Annotated in this window: 20 protein-coding genes; 15 read left to right on the forward strand and 5 right to left on the reverse strand. The window is 61.4% G+C overall.

Annotation, left to right across the window (positions count from 1 at the left end):
* Window positions 1-8 precede the first annotated feature (8 nt).
* Together Q7T45_RS25450 and Q7T45_RS25455 are read left to right on the forward strand one after the other, a co-directional pair.
* Window positions 9-845 carry a phosphodiesterase gene (locus Q7T45_RS25450; RefSeq protein ID WP_304874612.1) on the forward strand — a complete coding sequence of 279 codons (837 nt, stop codon included), beginning with the start codon at window positions 9-11 and terminating at the stop codon, window positions 843-845.
* A 100-nt stretch (window positions 846-945) separates the two neighbouring features.
* Window positions 946-2,178: an acetyl-CoA C-acetyltransferase gene (locus Q7T45_RS25455; RefSeq protein WP_304874613.1), complete on the forward strand. Its 1,233-nt coding sequence runs from the start codon at window positions 946-948 to the stop codon at window positions 2,176-2,178.
* Window positions 2,179-2,244: 66 nt separating this feature from the next.
* Here Q7T45_RS25455 and Q7T45_RS25460 read toward each other — a convergent pair whose 3' ends face one another.
* Window positions 2,245-3,177 carry a CHAD domain-containing protein gene (locus Q7T45_RS25460; protein WP_304874614.1) on the reverse strand — a complete coding sequence of 311 codons (933 nt, stop codon included), beginning with the start codon at window positions 3,175-3,177 and terminating at the stop codon, window positions 2,245-2,247.
* Window positions 3,178-3,595: 418 nt separating this feature from the next.
* Here Q7T45_RS25460 and Q7T45_RS25465 point away from each other — a divergent pair, with 418 nt between their 5' ends.
* Window positions 3,596-6,289, forward strand: coding sequence for a bifunctional acetate--CoA ligase family protein/GNAT family N-acetyltransferase (locus tag Q7T45_RS25465; protein WP_304874616.1), 2,694 nt, complete (start codon window positions 3,596-3,598; stop codon window positions 6,287-6,289).
* 61 nt (window positions 6,290-6,350) lie between these two features.
* Here Q7T45_RS25465 and Q7T45_RS25470 read toward each other — a convergent pair whose 3' ends face one another.
* Window positions 6,351-6,668, reverse strand: coding sequence for a cytochrome c (locus Q7T45_RS25470; protein ID WP_304874618.1), 318 nt, complete (start codon window positions 6,666-6,668; stop codon window positions 6,351-6,353).
* A 150-nt stretch (window positions 6,669-6,818) separates the two neighbouring features.
* Here Q7T45_RS25470 and Q7T45_RS25475 point away from each other — a divergent pair, with 150 nt between their 5' ends.
* The 6 genes from Q7T45_RS25475 (at window position 6,819) to Q7T45_RS25500 (ending at window position 12,939) form a co-directional block, all read left to right on the forward strand.
* Complete coding sequence (locus Q7T45_RS25475) at window positions 6,819-7,532, forward strand: helix-turn-helix domain-containing protein (RefSeq protein ID WP_304874619.1); 714 nt, start codon at window positions 6,819-6,821, stop codon at window positions 7,530-7,532.
* Window positions 7,533-7,637: 105 nt separating this feature from the next.
* Window positions 7,638-7,772 (forward strand): hypothetical protein, encoded by a 135-nt coding sequence (locus Q7T45_RS25480; protein ID WP_304874620.1) that lies wholly within the window; start codon window positions 7,638-7,640, stop codon window positions 7,770-7,772.
* Window positions 7,754-8,203, forward strand: coding sequence for a hypothetical protein (locus Q7T45_RS25485; protein WP_304874622.1), 450 nt, complete (start codon window positions 7,754-7,756; stop codon window positions 8,201-8,203). The genes Q7T45_RS25480 and Q7T45_RS25485 overlap by 19 nt, the downstream gene beginning before the upstream one ends.
* Before the next feature lie 12 nt (window positions 8,204-8,215).
* The gene (locus tag Q7T45_RS25490) at window positions 8,216-8,968 is read left to right on the forward strand and encodes a tripartite tricarboxylate transporter substrate binding protein (protein WP_304874707.1); all 753 of its coding nucleotides are present in this window, start codon (window positions 8,216-8,218) and stop codon (window positions 8,966-8,968) included.
* 333 nt (window positions 8,969-9,301) lie between these two features.
* Complete coding sequence (locus Q7T45_RS25495; protein WP_304874624.1) at window positions 9,302-12,508, forward strand: AAA family ATPase; 3,207 nt, start codon at window positions 9,302-9,304, stop codon at window positions 12,506-12,508.
* 41 nt (window positions 12,509-12,549) lie between these two features.
* Window positions 12,550-12,939: a hypothetical protein gene (locus tag Q7T45_RS25500; RefSeq protein WP_304874626.1), complete on the forward strand. Its 390-nt coding sequence runs from the start codon at window positions 12,550-12,552 to the stop codon at window positions 12,937-12,939.
* A 147-nt stretch (window positions 12,940-13,086) separates the two neighbouring features.
* On the opposite strand, the gene Q7T45_RS25505 is transcribed toward Q7T45_RS25500, so the two are convergent.
* Window positions 13,087-14,472, reverse strand: a complete 1,386-nt coding sequence (locus tag Q7T45_RS25505; RefSeq protein WP_304874627.1) for a cytochrome P450 — start codon at window positions 14,470-14,472, stop codon at window positions 13,087-13,089.
* Between the two features lie 543 nt (window positions 14,473-15,015).
* Here Q7T45_RS25505 and Q7T45_RS25510 point away from each other — a divergent pair.
* Window positions 15,016-15,750 (forward strand): Crp/Fnr family transcriptional regulator, encoded by a 735-nt coding sequence (locus tag Q7T45_RS25510; protein WP_304874709.1) that lies wholly within the window; start codon window positions 15,016-15,018, stop codon window positions 15,748-15,750.
* A 93-nt stretch (window positions 15,751-15,843) separates the two neighbouring features.
* Here Q7T45_RS25510 and Q7T45_RS25515 read toward each other — a convergent pair whose 3' ends face one another.
* Window positions 15,844-16,620: a cyclase family protein gene (locus tag Q7T45_RS25515; RefSeq protein WP_304874628.1), complete on the reverse strand. Its 777-nt coding sequence runs from the start codon at window positions 16,618-16,620 to the stop codon at window positions 15,844-15,846.
* A 42-nt stretch (window positions 16,621-16,662) separates the two neighbouring features.
* Complete coding sequence (locus tag Q7T45_RS25520; RefSeq protein WP_304874630.1) at window positions 16,663-17,652, reverse strand: fumarylacetoacetate hydrolase family protein; 990 nt, start codon at window positions 17,650-17,652, stop codon at window positions 16,663-16,665.
* A gap of 94 nt (window positions 17,653-17,746) precedes the next feature.
* On the opposite strand from Q7T45_RS25520, the gene Q7T45_RS25525 reads away from it, so the two are divergent.
* The 5 genes from Q7T45_RS25525 to Q7T45_RS25545 are packed head-to-tail and all read left to right on the forward strand — an operon-like array spanning window position 17,747 to window position 21,718.
* Window positions 17,747-18,673 carry an ABC transporter substrate-binding protein gene (locus Q7T45_RS25525; protein ID WP_304874631.1) on the forward strand — a complete coding sequence of 309 codons (927 nt, stop codon included), beginning with the start codon at window positions 17,747-17,749 and terminating at the stop codon, window positions 18,671-18,673.
* Between the two features lie 8 nt (window positions 18,674-18,681).
* Window positions 18,682-19,380, forward strand: a complete 699-nt coding sequence (locus Q7T45_RS25530) for a GntR family transcriptional regulator (RefSeq protein WP_304874710.1) — start codon at window positions 18,682-18,684, stop codon at window positions 19,378-19,380.
* A gap of 9 nt (window positions 19,381-19,389) precedes the next feature.
* Entirely contained in the window at window positions 19,390-20,193 is an 804-nt protein-coding gene (locus Q7T45_RS25535) for an ABC transporter ATP-binding protein (RefSeq protein WP_304874632.1), read from the forward strand.
* Window positions 20,190-20,954 carry an ABC transporter permease gene (locus tag Q7T45_RS25540; protein ID WP_304874634.1) on the forward strand — a complete coding sequence of 255 codons (765 nt, stop codon included), beginning with the start codon at window positions 20,190-20,192 and terminating at the stop codon, window positions 20,952-20,954. Before Q7T45_RS25535 ends, Q7T45_RS25540 begins: the two co-directional genes overlap by 4 nt.
* Window positions 20,951-21,718 carry an ABC transporter permease gene (locus Q7T45_RS25545; RefSeq protein WP_304874635.1) on the forward strand — a complete coding sequence of 256 codons (768 nt, stop codon included), beginning with the start codon at window positions 20,951-20,953 and terminating at the stop codon, window positions 21,716-21,718. Before Q7T45_RS25540 ends, Q7T45_RS25545 begins: the two co-directional genes overlap by 4 nt.

A 21,718-nucleotide genomic window follows, 5' to 3' on the forward strand; every position in this document is an offset into this window, starting at 1 on the left:
ATGAGCCGATGACCGAGAGAACGGTTCTCATCGCGCAGATTTCCGATCTGCACATCAAGCCCCCGGGCCAACTGGCCTACGGACGGGTCGATACTGCCGTGGCGCTTGAGCGTTGTGTGGCCGCCTTGAATGAATTCAGGCCGAGGCCAGACCTCGTGGTAATCTCCGGCGATCTGGCCGATACGCCGACGGTTGAGGAATATGAACATCTCAAACGCCTGCTGGCGCAGCTTGAACTGCCATTTGTCAGTATTCCCGGCAATCACGATTCGCGCGAGATGATGCGCGCGGTGTTTCCGCATGCCTTTGCCTTGCGAGCCGGGCCGCTCAATCAAACAATTGAGATCCGGGAGCTCGATCTTGTGCTGCTGGATTCCAGCGTGCATGGCAAGCCGCATGGCGAACTCGATGCGCCGACCCTGCAATGGCTCGAGAAGGCTCTGGCGGCCTCGCCAGACCGGCCAGCACTGCTGTTCCTGCACCATCCGCCGTTCAGGGCGGGGATATGGCATATGGACCGGCAGAATCTCCTCAATGCCGCAGAACTGGCGCTGCTCGTCAGGCGCCATCCACGCGTGCAACTGATCGCCACAGGGCACGTTCACCGCGCTGCTCTGACCATGTTTGCCGGGGTCCAGACTACGATCTGTCCTGCTCTCAATCACGCGGTCGATCTTGATTTGGCGCAGTTGCGGCAGCCGTCGTTCAAGGTCGAGCCGCCGGCGTTTCATCTCCACAGCTGGTTTGCCGGAGAGGGCTTCGGCAGCGTGGTGACGCATCAGGTTCCAATCGGCCAATACGACGGGCCGCATCCATTCTTCGGACCGGACGGGAAGCTGCTTTAAAGCGGGGTGACCGAGCCGTTGTCCTGCATAGGCCGCATGAGTTGACTTTGAAACTCGGCCGGCTGCAAATGTCGGCAATGAATTTACGGAAGGAAACATCATGGCTGACGCCTGGATCATCGACGCATGCAGAACGCCGCGAGGCATCGGCAAGGCCGGCAAGGGTGCGCTGGCAGGCATTCACCCGCAGCAGCTCGGTGCGGCGGTGTTGCGGGCGCTGGCCGACCGTACCGGGATCGATACCGCCGATGTCGAGGATATCGTGTGGGGCACCAGTTCCCAGCGCGGTCCGCAGAGCGGCGATCTCGGCCGGATGTCGGCGCTCGACGCGGGCTATGACGTCCGCACCAGCGGCGTCACGCTCGATCGTTTCTGCGGATCCGGCATCACCAGCGTTAACATGGCGGCCGCGTCCATCATGTCGGGATCCGAGGATCTGGTGATCGCGGGTGGCACCGAGATGATGTCGATGGAAGGCCGTCGTGGCGAAGGGCCGTTGATGATGGACGCTGGCAATCTTCGCCTGCGCGCCAGGCATCCGCAGTCGCATCAAGGCGTCTGCGCCGACGCCGTCGCAACGCTCGAAGGCATTACGCGGCAGGATGTCGACCGGCTGGGGTTCGAGAGCCAGCAGAAGGCGGCTGCCGCCATCAAGGCCGGCTATTTCGACAGGAGCCTGGTTCCTGTTTATCGCGAAGACGGCAGCCTTGCGCTCGACCGGGAGGAGTATCCGCGGCCGCAGACAACGCTGGAAGGGCTGGCCGGTCTGAAGCCCGCCTTCACGGCGGTGGCGGACTATCCGCTCGATGACAAAGGCACCACCTACCGCAGCCTGATCCTGCAAAAGTATCCCGACCTCGAGATCGATTTCATGCATCACGCCGGCAATTCATCCGGTGTCGTCGACGGTTCGGCGGCGATCCTGCTGGCATCGCCCACCTACGCCAAGGCCCACGGCCTCAAGCCGCGCGCACGTGTCGTTGCGATGGCAAATATGGGCGACTCGCCCACGTTGATGCTCAATGCCCCTGTCCCGGCGGCGCGCAAGGTGCTGGCCAAGGCCGGGCTCACGCTGGATGATATCGATCTTTTCGAAATCAACGAGGCCTTTGCGGTCGTGACCGAGAAGTTCATCAGGGATCTCGAACTCGACCGCGGCAAGGTCAATGTCAACGGCGGGTCGATTGCACTGGGTCATCCCATCGGCGCGACCGGTTCGATCTTGATCGGCACCATTCTCGACGAACTGGAGCGACGTGACCTCAGGCGCGGCCTGGTGACCATGTGCGCCGCGGGTGGTATGGCGCCCGCGATCATCATCGAACGCTTATAGCTGGCGAGTGCGTGGCGCGGCTGGCGCGAACGCTCGGCCGCGGTGCTCGACTACATCATCCCGCGATTACTCCAGTGTGGCCAGCTTCCGGTAGGTCGCGACCGTTTCCCGTATCAATCGCTTTTCGCGCTTGTGGCTCAGAAATTGCCAATGCACCCGGCCGCCCTCGCGCTCCAGAGCGACCGCGAGCGAATGGCCTCTTGCATCGTCGTTCAACTGCCCGAGGGCTTTTTGCGCCTTGCGCAGGTATTTCAGCGCCTTCCGCTGCTGGGAGAATTTCCTGTTCGTAAACAGGTCTTCGAAAGATCCGATCGAGTAAGACAGTTTCTTGTTCAGCAGACGCAGCCGATGCCGTTTCGCCGTGTTCATTTTCGGAAGCTTGCGGCTCTTCTTCAGCAGCTTCTCCTGCCACCGCCTCAGTTTGCGGAGGCTAAAGGCCTCAACCGGAGAAGCGCGTTTCAGCGCGGCCCGTTTGCCTCTCCTGATCGACCAAGGTCCACGCTCGATCCAGTCGGATGTGATTTTGAGCAGGCGCCGATATCTGACTGACCGGAGCGCGCGCACCAGATCTCGGTGGGCTCCGGCGCGCTTCGCGGTCCATGCCCGATAATGGGGTATTGCTTGCGGTCGGCGCCTGTCGATTTTCTTAAGCCGCTCTATCGCGACGTCCAGATCACGCATGACGCCCAGATGGGTGTTCAGCCACTTCAATTCGGCTCTTACTCGCGTCCGCGTGGCGTCCGCAACCATCGGCGAGAAGAATAAGATGGCCGAACGCAGATGAGTCAGCGCGATGCGCATCCGGTGCAAGGCAACCGGGTCGCCTCCGCAGGTCGCATCACGGTTCGCCGTCAAATCCGCCAGATAACGGCGTGCGACTATTCGAAATGCGGTGTCGCATGGCATCGCTGCATTCAGTCGCGGGGCTGAATCGCGGCGTTGTTGCGCCCGGTTGGCTGGGGCGGCGGCTGGATTGCCTGATTTTGGCGAAAGCGGCATGCTGCTTCTTGCTATCGGCCGTGAGCCGCCTCACCTGTAGCGATCCAGGTTCGGCAGTGTTCCAGAATTTGCTCCGGTGTTCCAGATCAGGGCGTCGACTACATCTTCGCACGCGCCTGTTTCTCCCGAAGGGAATCATATCGCGGAAAGAGCCATGCATACGGCACCGAGCACGCGTTCCCTTGACCTCAATCAAATGCATGCCGAAGGCATTATCTATCAGTTTGAAGTTCTTGTGGTTTTGATGAAAAGCAACGATAGATGCGCACGATCGCCCGTCGCCTGTGCGCTGGTGCGGCCAAAACAGTCATCGCGCGGCCACAGGGCTGGGTTATGATGCCCCATCGGCCCACCCGGTCACGCGTACGAGCGTGCGCTTCCCAACCCACAGGCCGGCGCGAGCCGGGCAATTGAACCAATGTCAACCTATCGTTTGCAAAATGTGCTTTCGCCCCGTTCGGTTGCGCTGGTCGGGGCCAGTCCGCGACGAGCATCGGTCGGGCGCGCCATTCTTGAGAATATTCGCAAAGCGGGATTCCAGGGGGAATTCGGGCTCGTGAATCCACGCTATGCCGAAATCGGCGGTGTTCGGAGCGTCGGCAGTTTGAGTAAACTGCCGTTCGTACCTGAACTCGTGGTGATCACGGCGCCGGTGCCGGCCATCGTGGGCCTGGTTGATGAAGCAGGAAGGCTGGGTGCGGCGGGCGCCTTGATTATCACCGCTGGGCTTGGGCATGGTGCGGGGTCGCTTGCGGAGGCGGTCGAACGCGCAGCTCACAAGTATGGAATGAGGTTGATAGGGCCCAATTGTCTTGGCGTCATGATGCCGGGCGCAAGCCTCAATGCCAGCTTTTCCGCGCACATGCCGGGCCCGGGAAGTCTGGCGCTGATCTCCCAGTCCGGCGCCATTGCAGCGGGGATGGTGGATTGGGCGGCGCAGCGTGCGGTGGGCTTTTCCGGAATTGTCTCTATCGGTGACCAGCTCGATGTCGATATCGCCGATCTGCTGGATTATTTCGCGATGGACGGCAAGACGAGGGCTATTCTGCTCTATGTCGAAGCGATCAAGGACGCCAGCAAGTTTATGTCCGCAGCGCGCGCCGCCGCCAGGATCAAGCCTGTTGTGGTCGTTAAATCCGGCCGCTTGGCGCAAGGCGCGAAGGCGGCTGCGACCCACACCGGCGCACTGGCCGGGTCGGATGCGGTCTACGATGCTGCGTTCCGTCGCGCCGGCATCTTGCGGGTATCCGACCTGCGCGAGTTGTTCGATTGCGCCGAGACGCTGGGCCGCCTCGAATCGCCGCCGGGCAAGCGATTGGCGATCCTGACCAATGGCGGTGGCATCGGGGTTCTGGCGGTCGACAGGCTTGTCGATTTGGGAGGAATTCCAGCTACAATCGGCCCTGAGACCAGGCAGAAGCTCGACGCAGTATTGCCGTCGACATGGTCCGGCTCGAATCCCGTCGACATCGTTGGCGACGCCGGCCCCGAGCGTTACGCAGCAGCGCTCGAGCTGCTGCTGGCCGATGCGAGCAATGACGCCGTCCTGGTCATGAACGTCCAGACCGCGATCGCTTCGGCTGACGACATCGCTGCTACCGTAACCGCAGTGGTCGGCAAGTACCGTGAGAAATATCGCCGCTCGGCCAAGCCGGTGCTTGCGGTCTGGGTCGGAGCGCACCAGAACATCGGCGACCTTCTGAGCGGCGCCGGGATTCCCAATTACCCTACCGAGGATGACGCGGTGCGAGGCTTCATGCATCTTGTGAAGCATCGCGAGGTCGTGACTGCGCTGGCGCAGGTTCCGCCTGCCATGCCAAGCGAGTTCGCGCCCGATAGCGAGGCCGCTCGCGCAATCGTGGCGGGCGCGCTTGCCGATGGCCGCCGGTGGCTCGACCCGGTCGAAGTCAGGCGCCTGCTGGAGGCTTATGACATTGCGATGGTTCCTACGTTTGCAGCCGCCGATGCCGATCAGGCGGTTGCTTACGCTTCGGAGATTTTCGCGCAGGGCGCGACCGTGGTGCTCAAGATCATGTCGCGGGACATTGTTCATAAATCCGACGTCGGTGGCGTCGTTCTCAATCTCACCAGCCCCGAAGCGGTGCGTGATGCGACGGCCGGCATCCTGTCGCGGGCCAAGGCGCTTCGCCCGGAGGCAAGGATTTCCGGCGTCATCGTGCAGGCGATGGTGGTGCGGCTGAAGGCGCGCGAGCTCATTCTTGGCTTCGCCGACGATCCAACCTTCGGCACCGTGATCGTATTCGGCCGAGGCGGTACCGCGGTCGAGATCATCAACGACAAGGCGTTGGCGCTGCCGCCGCTGGACCTGCAACTGGCGCGGGACCTGATCGAGCGCACCCGCGTCTCGAGGCTGTTACGCGCCTACCGGGATGTGCCGGCGGTCAAGCCGGACGCCGTTGCGATGGTTCTGGTCAAGTTGGCGCAGATGGCTGCGGATATTCCGGAGATCCGGGAGCTGGACATCAATCCCTTGTTGGCTGACGAAGCCGGAGTACTCGCGGTCGATGCGCGCATCGCCGTCGGGACGGTGGAGCGAAAGTTCAAGGGGTCGGGCCCCGGCAATTTCGCCGTGCGGGCCTATCCGTCGCAATGGCAGCGACATTTGGAGGTCAAGGACGGCTGGCGGGTCTTCGTGCGCCCGATTCGTCCCGAGGATGAGCCGTTGATCCACGAATTCCTGCGACATGTCACCAGCCATGATCTGCGGCTGCGTTTCTTTGCGCCGATGAAGGAGTTTACCCACGAATTCATTGCCCGGCTAACCCAGCTCGACTATGCCCGCGCGATGGCCTTCGTCGCGGTGGACGAGACCACTGACGAGTTGCTCGGCGTCGTTCGAATTCATTCCGATTCGATCTATGAGAGCGGCGAATACGCCATCCTCTTGCGCTCCGATCTCAAGGGCAGGGGGCTCGGCTGGGCATTGATGCAGCTGATCATCGAATACGCCAGGTCAGAAGGGCTCAAGGTGATCGCAGGCGACGTCCTTCAGGAGAACACAGTGATGCTGGGGATGTGCCGAAACCTTGGCTTCGAAGTGAAAGCCGATCCTCACGAGCACGGCATTTGCAACGTCAAGCTCAAGCTTTAAGGCGGCGAAAGCGCCGGCGGCTGGTGTCGGTTCCCGTTTCAGCCGCCTGGCTGCAACGGCGCTATTCCAGCGTCTTCAAAAACGAAAGCAGATCATTAATCTGGTCTGGCTCAAGCCGGAACTCCGGCATGGTTGGATGGCCGGTGACGATTCCCTCGGCCAGCGCTTCGGCGAGGGACTCTATCGGATAGCGTTTGTGCAAGGTGCGGAACGGCGGCGCGATCTGGAGTGGGCTTGGAGTTACCTGGTCGATCGAATGGCAACGCGCGCAATTGGTCAGTGCGAACGTCTTGCCACGCTGCTCGGCGGGCGAGGCGGCCAGTGCCGGTGCTGTCAGCATCAGTGTCACGAAGGCTTGACGCAGGGTAAATCGCAGCATGGCGGGCCGATCTTTTCTGTGACGGACATGCTTTGATAGAGCCGCGAAGCCGGCGGTCCTTGATCTGCATCAACCGGTAAATGGAGGATCCATTAAGATGCGGCGGATCGGCAGCTCATTTGGCTGCCGCCGGCCGCCTTGGAGTGATACATGAAGATTTCTCTGGTCGCAGGTGAGCCGATCGGGCAGCCCTGTGCCGATTGCGGGATACGCTGCTTCAGCGTTTGCGCCGCGCTCGACAAGGCCGAACTGCGGGAACTGGAGCATCTGGGCCGCCATATCCATTTCGTATCCTGCGAGACCGTGTTTGGGCAGGAGGAATTGACGACGTCAGTTTACAATCTTCTTGAGGGGGTCATGCGCCTCTACAAGCTGCTGCCCGATGGCCGCCGGCAGATCGTTGGCTTTGCCTTGCCCGGCGATTTCCTGGGGATGACGACATCAGCGCGACATAGCTTCTCGGCGGACGCGATCGGCGCCGTAGCCGTTTGCCGATTCTCCAGAACTTCGTTCGCGCGCTTCATCGAGGACAAGCCGCACCTTCTGCGCCGCATCAACGAATTGGCAATTCGCGAACTGAGCCGGGCACAGGACCACATGGTGCTCCTCGGTCGTCGCTCGGCCGAAGAGAAAGTCGCGACTTTCCTGCTCAACTGGCGCGATCGGCTGGTTCAGCTGAGGGGGCCGGCAAATACGGTGCCGTTGCCGATGAGTCGCCAGGACATCGCGGATTTTCTCGGCCTGACCATTGAAACGGTCAGCCGGACCTTCACCAAGCTGGAACGCGACCGTGTGATCGGAATCCAGCCCGGAAGCGTGTGCTTGCTGGATACGGCGCGCGCCGAGGCGATGGCCGCGGCCTGACGGGGGCGGCTGGCGCGCTCCCCGTACCGTTTGCGAATTTGATCCGCGTCAACGTCCGATAGCCCCGATAGACGATAATGAATCCGTTTTCTGGCGGAGGCCGTCATGTCAATGCTGGTGGTTGCGGGCGTATTGTCGGTATTCGCGGTGTTCGCCGTTGTGCTGATCTGGGGTGATTTTCAAACGCGGCCGGCGCGGCGAGAGACCGACGCGATTCATCAATGGCGTCGAAGCTTTTGAGCAGGGCCACCGGCGCCGCAGGGGCAGTTGCTGACATGCCGCGGCTTGCAGCGATGAGCACCTGGCGGGCGGAGCCGGTCCTTTTATCGTCCGCTGGCGACGGCCATGCGCGACCGGGTGTCTCGCCGGCGCATTGCCAATCCCAAGGCCAGAGTGCAATCATCTCCCAAAGGATTGCGGCCGGTTGTCCGGAAAACGCCGTCTTGGTGTCATGGGGGAAAATTGGCATGCGTTGGCTTCATTCGCTGGTACCGGCACTTGCGCTCCTCTTGAGCGGCCATGCCGTCGCGCAAACGGCTTATCCAGACCGGCCGATCAAGATGATCGTGCCCCTGGCGGCGGCCAGCGCGGTCGATGTCGCGGCAAGGATCGTGACCCAGAAGATGGCCGACAATATGGGCCAGCAAATCGTGATCCTGAATCAGCCCTGAGCGTCCGGGCTGATCGGCGCGGAGGCGGTCGCCAGAGCCGAGCCAGACGGTTACACGATTGGCGGTTTCAACGACAGCATCATGACCATGGTGCCCAACCTGCAGTCCAAGATGCGTTGGGACATCCTCAGGGATTTCGAGCCGGTGTCGTTGGTCGCGACGGTGGAGTGGGGGCTGATCGCCAACAATCAGACCAGCTACAGGAACGCGGCGGATCTGATTGCTGCGGCGAAGGCTTCTCCCGGAAAGATCGACTATGGCTCCGGTGGTCCGGGCAGCCCGCAGCATCTGGCAATGGCGATGTTCGCCTCCGCCGCCGGGGTCTCGCTGACGCATGTGCCCTACAAAGGCGCAACGCAGGCTGCAACCGATGTCGCTGCCGGCCAGATTCCCGTGGGCTTTCAGGGGCTCGGTACGGTCGCGGCGCTGGTGCGCGGCGGTTCGCTCAAACTGACCGGGGTGACCACCGAGAAGAGGTTGCCGCAATTCCCTGACGTGCCGACCGTTTCGGAATCCGGCCTGCCCGGATTCTTCTTCAATTCCTGGTTTGCGATTCTCGCGCCAGCCGGGACACCCAGGCAGATCATTGCGCGGCTGAACGCTGAAGTGCTGAAAGCGGTTGGCGATCCCGAGATTCGCCGCAAGCTGGAGGAACTGGGTTTTGCGGTGCGCGGCAGCTCGGCCGAGGAGCTGCGGGTCATGACGCGAGATCAGTTCGCCAAATATGCGCGCGTGATTAAAGAAATGGGGATCGCCAAGGAATAGCACCGCCGGCTGCGATCAGCAGCCGGCGGTCCGTCTTGGATTCGCATCGTGCCGACGGCCGTCGCGACCGCGATAGAACTGTGCGTCTTGCGCGCAGAAGGGTTCACGGTGAGGTTGGTGCCGCGTCGCAGCCTGTGGGTGCGCTATCTGTGATCCGCTACCACAGGCGATAACTCGCCCCGCCAGAATTGTCATCCAATCACTCCCATCCCAAAAATCCCATCCGGCGCTTTGCTTGCCCGCGCCCCCGTCATGCGCATAATGCGGCTGCAAATGCTTGTTCCGCCATGATCTTTCGCTAATCTGAATTCCGGGTGGATGGAGGAGCCGAGGGTGCGTTGTCAGGTTTGTCAGTCGACCCTGAAAGCCGGCGACGTGTATTGCTCGTCCTGCGGTGCGGTCGTCCCCGAACATCCTCCAGCAGCTCCCGAAGTTCGCGGCCGCATCGCCGGCGAGCGGAAATATCTCACGGTGCTCTGCGCGGATCTGCAGCGCTCGACCGATTTGATCTCGGAGCTGGACCCCGAGGCGGCGATTTCCCGGCTCGAGCCGGCGCTGATTGCGATGCGCACCGCTGTTCGCCGCAATCGCGGGATCGTCAGCAAGGAAGGCGGCGACGGGCTGATCGCGCTTTTCGGTGCCCCGCATGCCGACGACAATCACGCCGTCATGGCCTGTCACGCGGCGGTCGAGCTGGTTCGCCGGATCAGGCTGTTGAACGATCCGGCGCTTCTGGTGCGGGTCGGGGTTCATTCCGGCTATGTCGTCGCCCATGTCATCGAGGCCGACTTCTCCTCGATCTATGAAGCAGGGGGGCCTGCGGTCCATCTGGTCAAGCGGCTCGAAAACGCCGCGCAGGCCGGGCAAATCCTGGTCTCGGAATCCTGCCAGAGCCTGGCTGCAGGACTGGTGACTTTCAACGCGCTACCCCCGAGGCGGCTGGAGGGGTTTTCCGCGCTCGTTCCTTGCTACGAACTCGCCGAAATCAGCGGGCTTACCCGCTGGCGCGCCCGCTCGACCAAAGGGCTTTCGTCGTTTGTCGGACGCGCCGAGGAGATTTCCCTACTCGAGCGGGCGGCGCGGGAGGCCGGTTCGTCCGGACAGATCGTCGCGCTGGTGGGTACGGCCGGCATCGGAAAATCCCGAATCGCTCATGAATTCGTCGGCGCGCTGCGGGAGAAGAACTGGCAGGTGCTGGAGGCGGAAGGCAACCCGCTGGAGCAGGCGGTGCCGTATGCATTGCTGAAGAAGCTGCTCCAGAGCGCGCTGCAGGCGGGCAATGCCGGGCCGGCAGATCAACCTGACTTGCCGGAAGGGCCCGCACCCGCGCATTCCGACCTTTGGCCGGCCGCGCTTTGCTCGGTTCTGGACCAGCCGGTCACCGACAGCCGCTGGAACGATCTCGAACCGCTGTTGCGGCGCCGCGCGATCATCGATGCCGTCCGCAATGCGATCGGCAGGGTGATTGCGACGCGGCCAACCATCCTGCTTCTCGAGGATATTCACTGGATCGATGGCCAAAGCGAAACTGCGATCGAGGCTCTGATGTCGCTGACGGCGGGCCATCCGCTCCTGGTGCTGCTGACGTGGCGGACCGAAGACACGCCGGGATGGCTGGCCCGGCTGAACGTGCGCCGGATCTGGCTGCGGTCGCTCGATATCTCCTCGGCAAACGCCCTGCTTGACGACCTGCTCGGCGCCGGGCCGGAGCTCGACGCGCTCAAGGCTCAGATCCTTCGCCACACCGGCCTGGTTCCGCTTTTCATCGAGGAGGTGGCGCGGCAACTCCTCAATCGTGGCGTCCTCGACGCCGATGCCGGCCGGTTTGCCGCCAGAACCTCGTGGGAGGCGCTGGAAATTCCGCCAACCGTGCAGGGGGTCATTGCGTCACGCATCGATCGCCTGCCGAAGGAGGACAAGGCGCTTCTCCAACTCGCTTCCGTCGTCGGACCGCGCATCCCGCCCCCCTTGCTGACGGCCGTGACCGGCATGCCGGCAGCCGAGCTGCAGAGCCGTCTCTGGTCGCTGGAAATTCTGGATTTTCTGGTCGAGTCGCGTTGGCTGGCCGCCCCGGAATACGAATTCGCGCACGACCTCATTCGCGAGGTTGCCTACGATTCGATCCTCCGCCCGCAGCGCCAGGAGCTGCACTGCCGGATTTTGGCCGCGCTGGAAGCCAATGCGCTGGGTCACCAAGAGGAGGTCGCTGAGGCATTGTGCCACCATGCCGTCAAAGCGCGGGACTGGGCGAAAGCGGACCAGTACGGATACATGGCGGCGAAGAAGGCCTTGGCCAGATCTGCATTCCGCGATGCAACAGAATACTTCCAGATTGCGATGGACGCGGTCGACAAGCAACCGGCTTCGACGGCGCGTGAGCAGCGGGCGATTGACTTGCGTATCGAGGCACGAATGGCGTTTTCGCCATTTGGAAAGACGGCGGAATGGCTTGATCTATGTCATGATGCGGAAGCGCGCTCCGAAAAGATCGGAGATGAGTCGAGACAGCTTGCTTCGATCGCCGTAAGGGCAGCCGCGCTGAACTTTTATGGAACACCCTATGAGGCCATCACTGCGGCGGAGGAGGCCGTTGCTCTCGCCAACCGGTTGGCAGACGCGACCTGGCTGGGCTTCGCTGAGTATGGCCTCGGTCAGGCCTATTTCATCGCTGGCCGTTATCGGGATGCAGTACAGGCTCTAAGTCGGGCGACTGCGCGATTTGCGGCCAAGCCCGGGAATGTCCCGCCGGGAACGACAGGATCGAGTCTTCTTGTTCTATCTTGTATGATGAAGGCGATCGTCCATGCCTCGCTGGGCGAGTTCGAACAATCAGAGGATTGCGCCACGAAGGCAGGCGATCTCGCGGGAGAGAGCGGACTGTCATATGATATGATTGCGGCCAGCTACGGCCGCGGCCTGTCGCAGTTGGTTCTCGGCAACCTCGACGAGGCAGAAGGCGCCCTCGACGAGGCCGCTTTCCTTTCTCGCGAGAACGAAGTCCGGCTATTTTTGCCCCTTGTGTTATGCGGACTTGGAAATCTCTATCTCCAGCGCGGGCGCGCGGCGGAAGCGAGAGACATACTTCTTGAGGCAAAGGACGAGGCCGACGCACTTGGTCATTCGTCTAGTGGCCTGTTGGCGTCGACTTATCTGGCTTCCGCTTATGCGCAACTCGGGGATATTCCTCACGGGCTGGAAGGCGCGCGTGCGTGCCAGGCGGGGGCAAAACAGAAGGGCTATCAAGGGATCGAAGCATTGGCCTTCTTTACCGAGGCCGGCATTTTATCCCTTCAGGGTGCTCTCGGCGCCGTCGAAGCGATCGCCCGGCTTGAGAGGTCGATCGAAATCTCAGCCAGGCTTGGGATGCTGCCCCTGCTGGGGTTGGCAAAGGGAATGATGGCGCGTCTGCTGGATGCTTCAGGAAGGAAGTCCGAGGCCAAGCATGAACTAGTCCAGGCGATCGATCTATTTGACAAGTCGAAAATGAGCGTTCAACTTGAGCGAGCGAAGATAGCGCTCTCCAAGTTCACGGATTTTTAGCATTATTGCAATCGCGGCATCGCTTATTGAAGGAGTCGATCATGTCTGGATTGGTCTATGGCGGAAAATTTGAAGCATTGATGAATGAACTGAGCAGTCCCGAAAACGTTGCTGCGACGGCGGCGAAATTCAGGGCGCTGGAGCAGCAGCATGGCGCTTATTCCTTTGGCAAATTTGTCAAACTCACGACCCCCCAAGCTAGCGAGTATTCCAACTGGGAAACCCACGCGGGAGGAATACCGGAGTCGATCCAGAACCGCCTCACTGAAATTATTTCCACCAACTTCAGATCCGCAGCGCCGATGCCGATGAGGCTGAAGGTCGGCGATAATATCGACGCTACGCATGATTTGTATGTCAGAACGTTCGCGTACAATGGCCATATCTACATAGGCCTGCACATGCTCTGCCCGAATCCAGATTTGAAATGATCTGTTACTGAAGGGTGCTGTCAGCAGTCCTTATTTCAGGGCAAATGACATATCCTTGCGGATTCCAGGTTTTTCAGTTGGTTCAGGGTCGAGGTCGACATTTTGGGATTCCAGCAGGCATTAATTCTTGCTTGCTGGCGTTCCGGCTCAGCCGACCCGCCCGAGATTAACTCGTAACCCGTCCTTTGGCTTTGGAATTGGCCACATCTGCCAAACCGGCCGATAGCCGGGTTCGAGCGACACCGTCAGATTTTGCAGAAAATGTCGCGCAAAGCACTTGGCCTGCATGTATGCGAAATGCAGCCCAAGACACATGTGCGCGCCGCCGCCAAACGGCAGATAGGCGTAGCGATGCCGCCCTCGCTGCGCCGCGTCGGTGAATCGCATCGGATCGAACCTCTCCGGCTCGGCCCAGTGATCGGCCATGTGGTGGGTGTAAAGCGGATTTAGTCCGATCAGGGTTCCGGCGGGAATTGCGTAACCACCGAGTGCAAAGTCGCGTGTCGCGCGGCGGGCAATCGAGGGCACCGGCGGCTTCAGCCGCATGGCTTCCTTGAAGGCCATCTCGACCTGGGTCAATGAAGCCAGCTTTTCGTAGGGTAGCGGTTGCTCGGGAGAGAGTCCAAGCGAGACGACTTCGTCGCGCAACGCCGCTTGCCATTGCGGATTCACCGCGAGAAAATAGACGAACGTAGTCAGCGATGACGTCAACGTTTCATACGCCGCCGTCATCAGGAAACCCATATGATCGATGATTTCCTGGGTGGATAGCAGGTCGCCATTCTCGTGGGTCGCACGGCATAGCTGCGAGAACAGATCCTCACCGTTAAGGGAGCGGCGCCTGGACACCTCCCTGGAGAAATAGCCGATGATATGTGCGCGGCCTTTGAGGCCCCGCGCCATCTTGGTGCCCGGCCATGGCTTTCGTATGGGAGCCAACGCGGCTTCGACCATGTCGCTGATGGCCCGCTTGACGTCGTTGATCTGGCGGCCGGTATCCGGACCGAGAAATGAAGCGGCCGCCAGATCGAACGTCATCTGCTTCACCGCCGGATACAACAGCATCGGTCCCGGCTGGCTGCGCCACCTCGCGGCCTGCGCCGCGATACCCGCGTCAAGCGTTGCCAGATAGGACTTCATTGCCTCAGCCTTGAACGCGACAGAAATCGTGCGCCGATGCAGCCGATGCTCTTCGAAATCAAGCAGCAATAGCCCGCGCGGAAACAACCGGTCGAGCAAGACACTCCAGCCATGGGTAGAGGAGAACAACTTGGTTTGATCGCACAGAACGAATTCGTTCGCTTCGGGCCCAAGCAGTGCGATGCCCGTTTCACCAAGCACGCGCGTGCGATGAACCAGACCGTACTTCGCCGCCATTCGCTCGACCTCGCCCTTGGGGTCGGCAAGAATGTTCAACGTTCGGCCGATGAGAGGCCAACCCTCGTTTCCGGGAATGTGTGCAAGCGCATGGCGCCCCGCACGAAAGGCCGGCCCGGGCGCGGCGTCGGCGACATCAAGAATCTGCATCGACATCAATCATGTCCCGGCAAACGCAAGGCCGATCCGCCAAGAGGCTCGACAATCGGTCGGTGCAGCACGAGTCAAGCCAACTCTTGATTTGATCGTGCCGCACTGCAAACCAAGTGTCAAATGCCCAACTTACCTCAGCGGGTGCTTTCTCGATTTGCTCGGAGTCGTAGGCGGGTTGAAGAGATCTCCCTCGCTGGGCTCGGATTTCTGCAGCGTTGGTGCTCGGCCATATTTCTCTTTTTTGGACTCCAATCCGGCAGCAGTGTGGTTCCCAGCGCAGGGCGACCCAAGACTGATTGACTGGCCGGAGGCCGGATCCTCCCGGCACCCCGCATCCTGTCCTCGTTCCTATTTAAAATTGTTCGCTTAATTATCGCATCCTTGGCGAGCAGACGTTTGAAAGGTCTCGGTATAATCGGGGCCTTTCTTGCCGTGCGCTGGCCGCCGGAGTATAAAATACGGCGCGGCGGATTATTGCTCTCGTCTAGCCTTGCATTCAGCACGACCCGCCGTTGATGGGCAAAGTATCAGATGGTCGTGACCGGCGTGCCTCAGGACAAGACGGGTGAAGCTCACGGTATTCCGAGCAGCAAATTATCGGTGCTCCGCAAGCATCCGATTTTCTGCGATCTTGAACCCGAGGCTTTCGACCAACTCTGTCGTTATGCCAAACACTCGACGCTAAAGCGGGGCGCCACGATCTTTTCCAAGGGCGATCCCGGCACCAGCATGTTTGCGGTGATCAGCGGTACCGTCAAGATCAGCACCTCCTCCGTCGACGGCCGTAACGCGATTCTGAATTTGATCGGCGCCGGCGAGATTTTCGGGGAAATGACGGTGCTCGATGGGCAGGTCAGGTCGGCCGACGCCACGGCGAATACCAGTTGCGAGCTTTTCATCATTGACCGCCGCGAATTCATTCCGTTCCTGAAGAGCCAGCCGGCGCTGGCGATGAAGTTCATCGAGCTGTTATGCACGCGCCTGCGCCGGACCAGCGAACAGGTCGAGCAGATCATCCTGCAAAACCTGCCGGGCCGGCTGGCCAGCGCGCTCCTTCGCCTGACCGAAAAACACAAGCTCGCACCCGGCGGCCGGACCATCGCCGTGACCCAGCAGGAAATCAGCGAAATGGTCGGCATGACCCGGGAAAGCATCAACAAGCAGTTGCGGGTCTGGGCCGATCGGAAATGGGTGCGCCTCGAACATGGGGCCATCGTCGTGCTGAGCGCCGAACCGCTGCAGGTGCTGGCCGAAGCGGGATCAGGCGACAACGGCGATTAGCTGGCGCCGTTGCGATGGTGGCGAATCCGCCCCATCGAGCGCGGCAATGCCCTGCGACCTTGCCGCGGCTCACCGTTGGCGACCTGCTGCAGATCATCCCTCGATGATGGCGACCGCCCGGGTCCAGCCCGCCGAGGCGCGTTCGATCTTGACCGGAAAACACGACACGGTGAATCCGGTCGACGGCAATTGCTCGAGGTTGTGCAGCTTTTCGATATGGCAGTAACCGATGTGTCGCCCGGCCTTGTGGCCTTCCCAGATCAGGCTGGCGTCCCTGGTCTCCGCGTATTTCTTCGCGGTATAGACGAACGGCGCATCCCAGCTCCAGCCGTCGATGCCGGTCAGCCGCACGCCGCGCTCGAGCAGATACATCGTCGCCTCATAACCCATGCCGCAACCTGACGTGACATAATCCTGTCGGCCGTATTTGATTCCGGCGCTGGTGTTGACCACGACGATTTCCAGCGGCGAGAGTGTGTGGCCGATGCGCTTCAGCTCGTTTTCGACATCTTTTGCCGTTGCGACGTAGCCGTCCGGCAAATGGCGGAAATCCAGTTTCACGCCGGGTTGCAGGCACCATTCCAGCGGCACTTCGTCGATGGTCCACGAGCGCTCGCCGCGGTTCATGGTGGGGTGAAAGTGCCAGGGCGCATCGAGATGGGTGCCGTTGTGAGTGGAGAGCTGGACCTGCTCGACCGCCCAGCCTTGACCGTCCGGCAGATCCTCGGCCTTCAACCCGTCGAAGAACTGCAGCATGCGCGGCAGGCCCTGCTGGTGATCGATGTACTGGATGGTGGGATGTCCGCCCGGCGGATCCGCCGGCACGTCGTTCTGCAGCGGTACGGAAATGTCGATCAGTCGTCTGGCCATTTTGCGCTTCCTCGAGTGCTGTTTTTATCGATGGTTCAGGCTTCAGGCGTCCTGCCGCTCGACCTTGTTTTTCAGGATTCCGATCTTTTCGACCTCGAGTTCGATGCTGTCGCCGTGTTCGAGATACCAGCCGAGTTCAAGCCCGCAGCCGTTGCCGACGGTGCCTGATCCGATGAATTCGCCGGGCATCAGGGTTTCATCCCTGGTGACGTGGGCAATGATCTCCTCGAACGAAAACAGCATTCCTTCGGTAACGCCCTGCGAGCGCATCTTGCCGTTGACGCGGGCTTCCATCCTGAGCTTGTAGGGATCTCCGATCTCGTCCGGCGTGACGATCCACGGTCCCATCACGTTGCCGCCGTCGAAGCTCTTGCCCTTGGCCGGGCCGAGCCGTCCTTCCATCTCGATGCGCTGGGCATCCCGCGCCGAGAAATCGTTGAAGATGGTGTAGCCGAAGATGTGGTCCGCGGCCTTCGAGGCCGGGATATTGGCGCCCTTGTTCTTGGTAACAATGCCGAACTCGAGTTCGTAATCCATCACCTTGCTGTAGCGCGGCCACTTCACCGTCGTGTTGGTGCCGCGCACGCTGAAGCGGTTGGTGATGTAGTAGATCGGCTGCTTGCGGTAGACCTCGGGCAATTCGCCCAGCGGTTCGGCGTCGATCCGCGCCAGCTCCGCCATGTCGTTCTTGGCGCGCGCCGCAAGCTTGAGCTGGCCGCGCGGAGCCTGCAGGATGTGCAGCGGAAACGACATGCCGTCGCGCATTTGCCGCGGCTCGGGGATCGGCGCCAGGATCTCGGCAGCGGCGACATCTTCGGACAAGCTTTCATCCTTGCCGCTCTTGTCGAACAACGTCCGGGCCTGGTCCAGAGCCGGGGAGCCAGCATCGATCAGCGACAGCATCGACGCGAAGGCCGGATTGGATTTGCCCTCCCGGTCCGCAGCCGCCGCCAGGTCGAACAGCCGCGAGTCATCGCGGTGGACCAGACCAATCTTTTCCCGGCCGCCGGATCGAAATGTCGCAAGTTTCACCGCTGTCTCCTCTTGTGGTTTCGTAAAATATATGATCATTAAAAATATCGATAAACAAGAGGCGATGGAAAATATCGCAATCGGGAGGCGATCCATGACCAGATTTCTGGCGGCAGTGAGTTTTGCGGCGCTTCTGGCCGCCGGTCCTGCTCAAGCACAGACCAAAATCCAGATCGGTTGCACCGCGACTTCCGACTGCGCTTCCGCCATGGTCGCGATCGACGAAGGCATCTTCAGGAAGCATGGCCTCGATGCCGAAATGGTGTTGATTGGCATCAATTCGAACATTCCGGCAGCGATCCTCTCCAACTCGATCCACATCGGCGGGCCGACCTCTACCGTGTTCCTGCAGGCAGCCGATGGCGGCCTCGACCTGGTAGCGCTTGCGGGTGCGAGCGTGATGAGCCCAATCACGAACGGCAATGTCAGCGCGTTCGTTCGCAATGGTATCGTCATCAACGAGCCAAAGGATTTCATCGGCAAGAAGGTCGGCGCACCGGGGCTCGGCGCGTTCCTGCATGTCCTGTTCGTGAAATGGCTGGTCGAGAAGGGCGTCGATCCCAAGAAGGTCAATTTTGTCGAGGTGACGTTCCCGACCATGATGGATATCGTGAAGTCGGGCAGTGTCGATGCCGTCCTGACGGCAGAGCCGTTCGTGACCCGGATGACCAATGCCGGGCTGGGGTCGGTCGGCGCCCGCTACGCCGTCGAACTCGCGCGGACCGAACCGATCATTTTCTATGCCGCCTCCCGCGAATGGGCGGAGAAGAATCCCGACACCATCAAGAAATTCCGCGCGGCGATTGCCGAAGCAGCCCCCATCGTCAACAACGACCGGGAAAAAGCCTCCGCCTCGATTCAAAAATTCACCAAGCAGCCAATCGAATTGGTCAGGGCCACGCCGCCGAACCGGTCGGAACCGATTCTCAAAGCAGAGCAGCTGGCGTGGTGGATCGACATCATGGCGTCGCAGAAAATGTTGCAGAGCAAGCTCGACCTCAACAAGCTGATCCTGAAATAGAACGGAACATGGCATCAGCGGTGCAAAGCGGCTCAGGGGAGGTGTCGGGTTCGGACACCTTGAGCGAGCGCGCGGCCAGCCTGGTGGAACGCGACATCATTGCCGGCGATCTCGCGCCTGGCGCGCGCCTTGGAATCGTCGATCTGGTCCAGCGCTACGACATCGGCGCCACGCCACTGCGCGAGGGCCTGTCCCGGCTCATTTCCAGGGGACTGATCGTCGGAATTGGCCAGCGCGGTTTCCGGGTGGCCGATGTCAGCCGCGAGGATCTGAAAGACATTACGCAGATGCGCACGGTGGTCGAGATCGAGGCGCTGCGGCTTGCGATGGCGCACGGCGACGACGCCTGGGAAGCGGGAATCGTCAGCGCGCTGCATCAAATGCGCCGCCACATTCAGCGAACCGGCAACAAGTTTCGCGAGGGTGCGCCGGAGTTCGACGCCTTGCACAAGGGATTTCACACCGCGCTGCTGAGGGCTTGCGGATCCAGACGGCTGCTGACGGCCCATTCGGATCTCTATGATCAGGCCTACCGGTATCGCCGTGTCATGATGCGCGGCCTGGGTAGCGGCGAGGATTTTGTCGCGGCACACCAGAATCTTGCGGATCGGGTGCTTGCGCGCGATGTCGATGGCGCACAAAGCATGCTCAGGTCCCATTTGGCTTCGACGCTCAATTACGTCTATCCGCCGGCCAAAGGGGGCTAGATCGTGAACATGATTGCTGCGGTAAACCAAAGGGCGAACGGCCCTGGCGCCGGGAGGGCGCAGATCGCATTTTCCGGCGTCACGCTCAATCTCGGCGGCAAGGCAATTCTGGAAAATATCAGCCTTGACGTGAAGCCGGGCGAGTTCCTCTGCATCATCGGCGCGTCGGGCTGTGGCAAGACTACCGCGCTGCGGCTTGCGGCCGGATTGTATCAGCCGACCAGCGGTACCGTGGCCTTCGACGGCAAGCCGATGCTGGCGCCGCGGCGCGATATTGCCATCGTCTTTCAGGACTACGGCAAGGCGCTGCTGCCATGGCGAACCGCGTTCGGCAACGTGTCGCTGGCGCTGGAGGCATCTGGCATGGCGGCCTCGCAGCGCGCCGCCCGCATCGACGAATTGCTGAAAAAGGTCGGATTGCCCAACCACGCCGGAAAATATCCGGCGGAGATGTCCGGCGGCATGCAGCAGCGCCTGCAGATCGCGCGCTGTCTCGCGCAGGAGCCCAAAGCACTGTTGATGGACGAGCCGTTCGGCGCGCTCGATGCGATGACGCGTCAGGGGTTGCAGGACGAAGTCCTGTCGCTGGTGCGCGCCAGCGATGCGACGGTCGTGTTCGTCACCCACGATCTGGAAGAGGCGATCTATCTGGGCGACCGTGTCATCGGCCTGTTGCCGCATCCCGGCCGCATCGGCATCGAACTCAAGATTGACCTGCCGCGGCCGCGCGACCAGCTGACGACGCGCGAAAACCCTGAATTCCTGCGGCTGCGCCGCGAACTGTTCGATTTCATCAAGGCGTCGGAAGCATGATCCCGGAGCGCATCAAGGCGCTTGTGCTTCCGATCGCGATCCTGGCCATATTCGAGATCTGGGCACGCGTGGTTCATCTGCAAAGCGACTCGCTCGCGCCGCCGAGTGCCATTGCCGCGGCACTTGTCGAGGCATTCCAGGACGGCTCCATGTTGACCGCGACACGGGATACGCTGATCTCGGCGTTCGCCGGGCTCTCGATCGGAGGCGTCGTCGGCCTTGCCCTCGGCATCGCGCTTGGAATTTTTCACATCTTCGACCGGCTGATGGAAGTCACCATCGAGGCGATCCGCCCCATTCCGTCCATCGCGCTGTTGCCGATCGCGCTGATCGCGCTGGGTTTCGGCTATCGCATGGAGATCACGATCGTCGCATTCGCATGCGTCTGGCCGATCCTGATCCTCACTCGCGCGGCCGTCGGCGGAATTGAGCCGCGCTTGATGGAGGTATCGCGCGCGTTGCGGCTATCTCCGGCGGACCGGGTTCGCAAGATCATCATTCCGGCGGCGCTGCCGCGGATTTTTCTGGCGTTCCGCCTAGCTGCCGGCATAGCGCTGATCGTCGCCGTCACGGTCGAGATCGCGATCAATCCGATCGGGCTGGGGGCCGCGATCATGACGGCGCAGCAGGCGCTGCGGCCAGACCTGATGCTGGCCTATTTGTTCTGGATCGGCCTGATCGGCTACCTCTTGAACACCGGCCTCATGGTCGCGCAACGTCATTTGTTCGGGCGCGCGGCTTTGGTTGGAGATTCGGCATGAACCGCGCCGTGCTGTACTGGCGCGCCGCCAGCTTCGCGGTCGCCGCCGGGTTTGTCGGGTTGTGGCAGCTGATTGCCGATCAGCGGCTGGTATCGCCAGTGTTCCTGCCCGGACCGGATCGCGCCTGGGCATCGCTGGTAAGGGGATTTGCCAGCGGCGATCTGCTGGACAAGCTCCTGGGAACTCTGGAGCACATGGCCTATGGCTGGTTCGTCGCGTCGATCGCCGGCATCGCGCTTGGCGCGATGATCGGTTCGTCACGCACGATGCGCAGCTATGTTGCGCCATCGCTGGAATTCCTGAGACCGCTGCCGGTATCGGCCGTCATTCCGGTCGCGATTGCGATGTTCGGCTTGACCCAGAGCATGGCCCTGTTCGTGATCGCGTTCGGCGCGATCTGGCCGATGCTGTTGGCAACCATTCATGGCTTCGCGGCCGTCGAGCCGCGGCTTTACGAGGTGGCGCGGTCGCTGCACATGTCGCGACTGGCGATCATTTTCAAGATCGCGTTGCCGTCGGCAAGTCCCGACATCCTGGCGGGCATGCGATTGAGCGTGACCGTGGCGCTGATCCTGTCCGTCGTCTGCGAAATTCTCGCCGGCCTCGACGGCCTCGGACACTGGGTGCTGCTGTCGGCCCGGGCGTTCCGTTCGGCGGACCTGTTTGCCGGCGTCATCCTGCTCGGCGTCATCGGCTATCTGACCGCGCTCGCGATGTCTGTGGTAGAAAAGCGGTTGTTGAAATGGCGGTCGAGCGGCCATTGA

Origin of the sequence: Bradyrhizobium sp., from assembly GCF_030646015.1 — a bacterium.
GTDB lineage: Bacteria > Pseudomonadota > Alphaproteobacteria > Rhizobiales > Xanthobacteraceae > Bradyrhizobium.